Origin of the sequence: Xanthovirga aplysinae, assembly GCF_009711365.1 — a bacterium.
GTDB classification, from domain to species: Bacteria; Bacteroidota; Bacteroidia; order Cytophagales; family Cyclobacteriaceae; genus Xanthovirga; species Xanthovirga aplysinae.
The window spans coordinates 1-5,354 of the sequence record NZ_SMMB01000910.1 but is presented as its reverse complement, the minus strand read 5'-3'; the positions used below and the strand labels follow the sequence as shown (position 1 = coordinate 5,354).

Here is a 5,354-nt window from a genome sequence, read left to right as displayed (position 1 = left end):
AAAAGCACATTAATTTTTTAACTCAAACTTTCTAAAAAATAACTTTTCCTTTTATAATACCTTACTTTTTATAACAAACAACTTCTCTCGGGTCATTTCGTGCATAGTATATTGAATTCCGCCCATTCCAATACCGGAAGTATCCCTTCCACCAAAAGGCATCCAGTCTACACGGAAGGCTGTGTGATCATTAACCATTACACCATTAGCATTTAATTTTTTTACGGCATCCATGGCCAGGTCCAGATTCTTAGTGTAAACTGCTGCCTGGAAGTGTACATCAAGTTCATTTGCTCTTTTTATGGCTTCTTCTCGATCGGAGTAAGAATAAATACAAACTACCGGGCCGAAGATTTCTAGTGTTGAAACCTTGGCATCTGCAGGAGGGTTAAGTAATACGGTAGGCTCATAAAAGCTTTCTGAAATTCGATTTCCTCCGCATAACACCTTGGCTCCCCCTTCAACAGCCTCATTCACCCAGGCTTCCACCCTATCAACCTCCCTAGGTAAAATGAGTGGCCCTACTTCAGTTTTTTCATCCAATTGATCACCAACAACCAGTTTTTTTGCCATTTCAGCAAACCTATGGGCAACCTCTTCGCAAATGTCTTCATGGATAAAAACCCTTTGAACCGAAACACAAACCTGTCCAGCATGATAAAACCCACCTTTTAGTAAGGCAGGCAGCATGTCTTCTATGTCCGCATCTTTTTCTACCAATACCGGAGCTGCACCTCCATGTTCCAGGGCACAGCGTGTTCCAGGAGAAAGCTTAGAGCGTAAATACCAACCTACTTTGGCAGACCCAATAAAAGTAAAGTAATTTACCCTAGGGTCTGTTACCAAATGTTCAGCTGCTTCCACCTCACAAATAACAGCCTGGCACCAATCTTCGGGTAATCCAGCTTCCTTCAGAATATCGACAAAAGCCAAACAAGATAGTGGAGTGGTTTCAGCAGGTTTTACAATCACGGGACAACCGGCCGCTATGGCGGTTACCGTTTGATGGATAATGAGATTTAAAGGATGGTTGAAAGCACTGACAGCTGCCACTACCCCAATAGGTTCCCTAAATGTATAGGCAATTCTATTGTCCGATGATAGCGTCAGCCCCATAGGAATTTGTTCCCCCTTTAATTGAGGGATATGTTCAATGGCTATCTTCACGCCGTTAATAGCCCGCAATACTTCTACCTTAGAGTCCACATAGGGTTTTCCTCCTTCCCTTGCCGCCGTTTGGGTTAGCTCTTCCACACGTCCTTCCATTATCTTTGCGGTGCGTTCAAGGATTTCTATTCGCTGGTGAGGAGGCAACCATTTAGATTGGTCCTGAAACAAGGCATAAGCTGTATTTAGAGCTGCGTCTACTTCCGCCTTACCAACAAAAGGAAGTTCTTTAATGAGACTTTGATCTGCAGGATTAAAAACTTTTAACATGATGATTTATGCTTTATAAATTGATTTATAACTTTCCGGTTTCCTTTTCTAAGAGGACATTCAAAATAGGGTGATTGAGAGAATAATCTACCGGAAGATCAATCAGGTGTACTCCTTCGGTATTTAGAGCTTTATTAAGTATCTCTCTTAGTTCCTCATCATTAGATGGCCGATGACCTATTGCACCATAACTTTCTGCATACTGCACAAAGTTGGGGTTATGATAATCCAGACCAAAATTATCAAAGCCCATCCCTTCCTGCTTCCACTTGATCATGCCGTAAGCACTGTCATTGAGTATGATTACTACAAGGTTTAGGCTTAATCGAACAGCAGTTTCCAATTCCTGAGAGTTCATCATAAAACCTCCGTCTCCACAAACAGCCACCACTTTTTTATCCGGATGAATCAATTTGGCTAACATGGCAGAAGGTAATCCGGCTCCCATAGTGGCCAGGGCATTATCTAACAATAAGGTATTGGGTTGATATGCCTTATAATTTCGAGCAAACCAAATTTTGTATACACCATTATCCAATGTTACAATACTATCATCCTCCAGAGTATTCCTTAGAATAGAAACCAATCTTTGAGGTAAGGTAGGAAAGCGCTGATCCTCAAAGTACTTACTCAAATGAGCTTCCACATCTTTCTTTATTTCCTCAAAATAAGTGGTTTCCCAATTGCTTGTGTTAGTGATCTTGGAAGCTAATTGTTTCACAGAAGCTGCAATATCTCCTACTACATTTAGTTGGGGAAAATACACCTCATCTACTTCAGCAGGGAAGAAATTAACATGGATCACTTTAGTCTTTCCTTCTTCCATAAAGAAAGGAGGCTTTTCAATTACATCATGACCTACATTAATGATCAAATCGGCTTCTCGAATAGCACAATGCAAGAAATCATTTGCTGATAAGGCGGCTGTTCCCAGATATTTGGGATGGCGTTCATCGATTACTCCTTTGCCCATTTGGGTGTTAAAAAAGTAGATCCCGGTTTTGTCGACAAGTTCTTTAAGGGCTTCACTGGTACGTTTCCGATTGGCCCCAGCACCTATTAAAAGTAGGGGGCGTTTAGCCGCTTCTATCATCTTAGCCGCTTGGTCTATTACCCCTTGATCTGCATCAGGTCTTCGACTTCCCACCACTTCAAACACCTTGTCTTCAGCTTCTTCTGCTGCAATGTCTTCGGGTAGTTCAATATGAACAGCACCCGGCCGTTCTTCCATAGCTAAACGAAAAGCTTCTCTGACAACAGAGGGAATGTTATTTCCATTTACAATCTGCTTGGTGTATTTGGTAATAGGACGCATCATGTCCACTACATCGACAATTTGAAATCGTCCCTGTTTACTCTTTTTTATCGGTTTCTGGCCTGTAATCATTAACATAGGCATGCCTCCTAATTGGGCATAGGCTGCTGGAGTAATCAGGTTAGTAGCCCCAGGACCCAAGGTAGAAAGGCAAACCCCAGGTTTTCCCGTTAATCGGCCATAGGTAGCCGCCATAAAACCAGCTCCCTGTTCATGTCGAGTAAGTACCAGCTTTATTTTTGAGTGCTCTAATGAATTCAGGAAATCCAGGTTTTCTTCACCCGGGATTCCGAAGATGTATTCTACCCCTTCATTCTCCAGGGCCTTTACAAACAGATCAGATGCTTTCATTTATTTAGTTTATTGGTTTGATTTTCGTACAACAAATTGAGGACCCTAGTAAAAATGATTACCAAAGAGAAACTCCTCCTTTTTATTCAGGTAAAAGGTATTTAATAAAATCCCTTTTAATGTACGTAAATTAGCAAGTATGGTCTCTTATTATCACACCTTTTTTCTGAAATAGGCTGATTAAAATAATTCTAAAAGGATCTCCCCTTATTAATGATTTAAGACAAATAGCTTACTATTCAAAAATTAAATCCACCAAAAACCAAAGTTTTTTGGTGGATGATTAATTATCAGACTGTCACCCCACCATACCTAATTCCAGTTAATTCGGCCATTTCTTTTTTCCATGTGGTCAGATCATTTAAATTAAACTGATTAAGATGGTTGTATCCACAGGCTCTTGCCATTACTTTCATTAAATCTGTCGAGGAGGTTAGGAAATTATTCAACTGATTTGCGGATTGCTCAATATTAATCTTCTTTCTTAAACCGGGCTTTTGAGTAGCAATTCCGGCTGGGCAATTATTGGTATTACACATTCTTGCCGCTACACATCCAACAGCTTGTAGAGCTGAGTTTGCCAGGGCAATGCCATCTGCTCCCAGAGCTAATGCTTTAATGAAATCTTCAGGAACCCGAATTCCCCCGGTAATTATTAAAGTAACATCCTTTCTATTTACCTTATCCAAATATTTTCTTGCTCTTGCTAAAGCAGGTATGGTGGGTACAGATATGTTGTTTCTAAATAATAGTGGTGCAGCACCAGTTCCACCTCCTCTTCCATCGAGGATAATATAATCGGCACTAGCGTCAAGGGCAAACTGAATATCTTCTTCGATATGATTGGCTGAAAGTTTAAACCCAATCGGTATTCCGCCTGTAACCTCTCTTACCTTATCGGCAAATGCTTTAAAATCCTCAGGAGTATTTAAATCTGAAAACGTAGGAGGAGAAACAGCATGCGTTCCTTCGGCTAATTTTCTCACTTCAGCGATTTTCCCAACTACCTTATTTCCCTGAAGGTGCCCTCCGGTTCCTGTTTTGGCCCCTTGTCCTCCTTTAAAATGAAAGGCTTGTACATTTTTCAATTTGTCCCAATCGAATCCGAATTTGGCAGATGCCAATTCATAGAAGTACTTACCATTAGCCTGTTGTTCTTCCTCTAGCATACCTCCTTCTCCTGAACAAATGCCAGTCCCAGCCATTTCGGCACCATGGGCCAAGGCTAACTTGGCCTCTTCGGATAGGGCCCCATAACTCATATCAGAGACAAACAAAGGAATATCCAATTTTAATGGTTTTTTTGCCCTTGGTCCAATAATTAATTCAGATTTAACCTCAACATCTTCCATTAAAGGTTTTACAGCCAATTGGGCTGTTAGCATTTGAATGTCATTCCATTGGGGTAGCTCAGGAATTGGTACTCCCATTGCCCCCATTTCTCCGTGATGGCCAAACTTTGTTAAACCGTCCTTTGCCAGTGCTTTAATATAAGCCAGAGTAGGCTCCTCAACCGTAGATCCAACACTAGGAGAAGAAGCCGGAATGTCATTTTTTTTGCCATTCTCTTCGTTAATATGCGCATGGGAACCATCACAATATGGTGGGTTTTTAGATTGTTTACACATACAAAGATGAGCAGTACCTGTTTCCTCTGCCTTAAAGGCTAAAGGTTTAAATGAGGTAGTTCTATGCGAGCCGTCACAATAAGGTTGCCCTTTTGATTCTCCACAGCTACACCAGTATTGCTCTTCTCCTTTTTTCAGTTCAACCGCCATGGGTTTTTTGTCCACTATTTTTGGATGTTTCATGATGATGTTGGATTATTTAGTTTGCTAATCGGTTTTAAATTTAATTGCCAAAGGCAATCCCATAAGTCAAAAATAAATTTCCATTTTCAAAGGCCGGATCCCCTATATTTTCATATAGATAATCGAAATTTGCCGTCAAAGACAATTTTTTGATAAGTCTGAAGTCTAAAGTGGAATTGACCCTCCATGAATAATTCTCTTTTTCTTCTAGGGACTGGAAATAAAACAAGTCGTATTTTAGGCTCAACCTATCAGGGATAAGAGCGTGCTCCCCTAAAACGATTGAGTTTATCCTGGAAGTTCGATAACCTTCTCTGCTTTCAAATTCGGTCACATCATTTGCCAAAAAAGTATGAAGTTTAATTTTTTGTTTTTCTTTTTTTAATAAATGAAGGCCTAATCCTAATCCAGGGGAAATTCTTTTCTTAATTTTATAGACT

General features: G+C 40.4%; 4 protein-coding genes. All 4 read right to left on the bottom strand.

What is annotated here, in order from left to right; translation table 11 throughout:
- Positions 1-51 precede the first annotated feature (51 nt).
- Positions 52-1,437: an aldehyde dehydrogenase family protein gene (locus E1171_RS07910; RefSeq protein WP_155205470.1), complete on the bottom strand. Its 1,386-nt coding sequence runs from the start codon at positions 1,435-1,437 to the stop codon at positions 52-54.
- Between the two features lie 25 nt (positions 1,438-1,462).
- Positions 1,463-3,103, bottom strand: coding sequence for an acetolactate synthase large subunit (locus E1171_RS07905; protein WP_155205469.1), 1,641 nt, complete (start codon positions 3,101-3,103; stop codon positions 1,463-1,465).
- 290 nt (positions 3,104-3,393) lie between these two features.
- Complete coding sequence (locus E1171_RS07900) at positions 3,394-4,914, bottom strand: glutamate synthase-related protein (protein WP_155205468.1); 1,521 nt, start codon at positions 4,912-4,914, stop codon at positions 3,394-3,396.
- Positions 4,915-4,954: 40 nt separating this feature from the next.
- Positions 4,955-5,354, bottom strand: a 400-nt coding sequence (locus E1171_RS07895; protein ID WP_155205467.1) for a DUF481 domain-containing protein, incomplete at its 5' end; no start/stop codon positions are given.

Excerpts from the sequence above, each read along its gene's own strand:
- E1171_RS07910 (WP_155205470.1), bottom strand. The coding sequence starts at position 1,437 with ATGTTAAAAGTTTTTAATCCTGCAGATCAAAGTCTCATTAAAGAACTT.
- E1171_RS07905 (WP_155205469.1), bottom strand. The coding sequence starts at position 3,103 with ATGAAAGCATCTGATCTGTTTGTAAAGGCCCTGGAGAATGAAGGGGTA.
- E1171_RS07900 (WP_155205468.1), bottom strand. The coding sequence starts at position 4,914 with ATGAAACATCCAAAAATAGTGGACAAAAAACCCATGGCGGTTGAACTG.